This is a genomic window from Pseudorhodoplanes sp., assembly GCF_035565855.1.
Classification (GTDB): Bacteria; Pseudomonadota; Alphaproteobacteria; order Rhizobiales; family Xanthobacteraceae; genus Pseudorhodoplanes.
Genome location: NZ_DATMRX010000264.1, coordinates 1 through 3,056, shown reverse-complemented (window position 1 = coordinate 3,056; position 3,056 = coordinate 1). Strand labels below are relative to the sequence as shown.

Annotated in this window: 4 protein-coding genes; 1 reads left to right on the top strand and 3 read right to left on the bottom strand. The window is 62.3% G+C overall.

The window, feature by feature from the left end; genetic code table 11:
• From ilvN to VN004_RS14760, 3 genes are all read right to left on the bottom strand, one after another.
• Positions 1–440: acetolactate synthase small subunit (gene ilvN, locus VN004_RS14770; protein WP_414710315.1), on the bottom strand; the 440-nt coding region annotated here is incomplete at its 3' end.
• Positions 441–596: 156 nt separating this feature from the next.
• Positions 597–2,357 carry an acetolactate synthase 3 large subunit gene (locus VN004_RS14765; RefSeq protein ID WP_325611450.1) on the bottom strand — a complete coding sequence of 587 codons (1,761 nt, stop codon included), beginning with the start codon at positions 2,355–2,357 and terminating at the stop codon, positions 597–599.
• Positions 2,354–2,590 carry a hypothetical protein gene (locus VN004_RS14760; protein WP_325611448.1) on the bottom strand — a complete coding sequence of 79 codons (237 nt, stop codon included), beginning with the start codon at positions 2,588–2,590 and terminating at the stop codon, positions 2,354–2,356. Before VN004_RS14760 ends, VN004_RS14765 begins: the two co-directional genes overlap by 4 nt.
• Positions 2,591–2,650: 60 nt before the next feature.
• On the opposite strand from VN004_RS14760, the gene VN004_RS14755 reads away from it, so the two are divergent.
• Positions 2,651–2,980 (top strand): CsbD family protein, encoded by a 330-nt coding sequence (locus VN004_RS14755; RefSeq protein ID WP_325611446.1) that lies wholly within the window; start codon positions 2,651–2,653, stop codon positions 2,978–2,980.
• Positions 2,981–3,056: the final 76 nt, after the last annotated feature.

Below are 3,056 nucleotides of genomic sequence, written 5' to 3'. Positions count from 1 at the left end.
GTGATCTCGAACACGAAGCTCTCGGTGGTGGCGTCGATCACGCGGGCGCGGAACGCATCGGCGAGACGCAGCGCCTCGACGCGATGATCGCCCTTGCCGCGCACCTTCACCATCGCGAGTTCGCGCTCGAGCGAAGGGCCGGAGACCGTGAGGTCGTTGACGCGATGCACCGGCACGAGGCGCTCGAGCTGATGCTTGATCTGCTCGATCACCATCGGCGTGCCGCTCGTCACGATGGTGATGCGCGACAAGTGCTTCTGGTGCTCGGTCTCGGACACCGTCAGCGAGTCGATATTGTAGCCGCGGCCCGAGAACAGCCCGATAACGCGGGCGAGAACGCCGGGCTCGTTATCGACCAGCACCGACAATGTATGCCGCTCGATTCCTTGTGCAGCCGGCGCTGCGGGATAATGCGAAGTGGATGGTACGTTTGCGTTCACGATTGTTGATCCTTGCTCTTTGTCCCCTCTCCCTTCGGGGGAGAGGGTGGCGAGCGAAGCGAGCCGGGGGCGGTCCCTTGTAATTTCGACACACCCCTCACCCGCTTCGCCGCTCCGCGGCTCAGCACCCTCTCCCCCAAGGGGAGAGGGAAAGGGCTACACCAGCATCTTGCCTTCTTCGGTGATTGCCTCGTCGAGGCTCTCCGCCGCGTCACCGAGGATCATCTCGTTATGCGCCCGGCCGGACGGGATCATCGGGAAGCAGTTTTCCTTCTGATCGACAACGCAATCGAACAGCACCGGCTTGTCGACATTGATCATTTCCATGATTGCGTCATCCAGATCGCCTGGCCTCTGGCAGCGGATGCCGTGGGCGTGCATGGCGTCGGCGAGCTTGACGAAATCCGGCAGTGCCTCCGAATAGCTTTCGGAATAGCGGTTTCCGTGCAGCAATTCCTGCCACTGACGCACCATGCCCATATACTGGTTGTTCAGGATGAAGACCTTGATCGGCAGCCGGTACTGCACCGCCGTCGACAGCTCCTGCATCGTCATCTGCACGGAGGCCTCGCCGGCGATGTCGATGACCAGCGACTTCGGATGCGCCATCTGCACACCGACCGCCGCCGGCAGGCCGTAGCCCATCGTGCCGAGCCCGCCGGAGGTCATCCAGCGGTTCGGTTCCTGGAACTGATAGAATTGCGCCGCCCACATCTGGTGCTGACCGACTTCGGTCGTGATGTAGGTATCGCGGTCCTTGGTCAGCGCGAACAGCCGTTCGATCGCGTATTGCGGCTTGATGATGTCGTTCGAGGGCCGGTAGCTCAGCGACTTGCGGCTGCGCCACTTGTCGATCAGCTTCCACCATTCCGCCATCGCCTTCTTGTCCGGCTGCGCTGACGAGGCGCGCCACATCCGCGTCATGTCTTCAAGCACATGCGCGCAATCGCCGACGATCGGCACATCGACCTTGACGTTCTTGTTGATCGAGGACGGATCGATGTCGATGTGGATCTTCCTGGAGAACGGCGCGAAGGCATCGAGCCGGCCGGTGATGCGATCGTCGAAGCGCGCGCCGATGCAGATCATCAGGTCGCAATCGTGCATCGCCATGTTGGCTTCGTAGGTGCCGTGCATGCCGAGCATGCCGAGCCATTGCGGATCGGCCGCGGGATAGGCACCAAGCCCCATCAGCGTCGAGGTGATGGGAAAGCCGGTCAGCTTCACCAGCTCGCGCAACAGGTGGCTCGCCTCCTTGCCGGAATTGATCACGCCGCCGCCGGTATAGAAGAGCGGGCGCTTCGCCCTCGCCATCATCTCGACGGCCTGCTTGATCTTGTCGAGATCGCCTTTCAGCCTGGGCGTATAGGTCTTGTGCTTGATGTTCTGCGGCCCGGAATAGGTGCCCTTGGCGAATTGAATATCCTTCGGGATGTCGACCACCACAGGTCCCGGCCGTCCGCTCGCCGCGACATAGAACGCCTCGTGCAAGACGCGCGGCAGATCCTCGATCCGCTTCACCAGGTAATTGTGCTTGGTGCAGGGGCGCGTGATACCGACCGTGTCGCATTCCTGGAATGCGTCATTGCCGATCAGATGGGTCGGCACCTGGCCGGTGATGCAGACGATCGGCACCGAATCCATCAGCGCATCGGCAAGACCGGTCACCGCATTGGTCGCGCCAGGCCCCGAAGTCACCAGCACGCAGCCGACCTTGCCGGTCGAGCGCGCATAGCCCTCGGCCATATGCACGGCGCCCTGCTCGTGGCGAACGAGAACATGCCGCACCTTCTCCTGATGGAACAGCGCGTCGTAAATCGGCAGCACGGCGCCACCCGGATAGCCGAAGATGTGCTGCACGCCTTGATCGGCGAGCGCCTCGATCACCATTTCGGCGCCGGTCATTTCCCTGGTCATGATCTCTGCTCCACCTGCATTTCGCTGTTCGCCACGGTCTGGAAAGAAAAAAGGGCCTCACGGCCCTTCGGTACGGCGCATCGCCCGGCAAAGGATGGTTCTAGCCACCCCCGGCGACGCGCCTTCCTACGATAACGAGCGGCGAAAGAAAATTGCGCGACATAGTCAAACTCAGCATGAAGATTGCGCGTGGTATAGGTGTTATTCCCGGCCCGGTCAAGCGGTTGCGCCATCCCTTAAACCGCCTCACCCGGCTATATTGGGTCGGAAGGCTCGGAGGGTGAGAGGCGTTCATGGCAAAATCACGATTACTGGCGGTTGTGCTGCTTGGTTTGCTGGTTCCGGGAGCTGGCGCGGTCGCGCAGACGCCACCCGCCGCCGCGCCCGCGACCTCGGCGCCGGCCAAGGAGAGTCTCCGGACCTGGACCTGGAACAAGGTGTCCGGCAACTGGAAACGGATGAAGGGCGCGGTCAAGGAGCGCTGGGGCAAGCTCACGCACAATGAAGTCGCGGAGGCGCGCGGCCGCCGCGAGGCGCTGAATGGCTTCATCCAGGCGCGCTACGGCATCGATCGCGAAACCGCCGATCGTCAGATCGACGAGTGGCTGAAAACCCTCAAGTAATCCTTCACCGCGCAAGACCGGACTGATCGCAGCGCTCACGAGCGCCGCTTCGTCACGTTCAGTCGTTCGGCTTCTC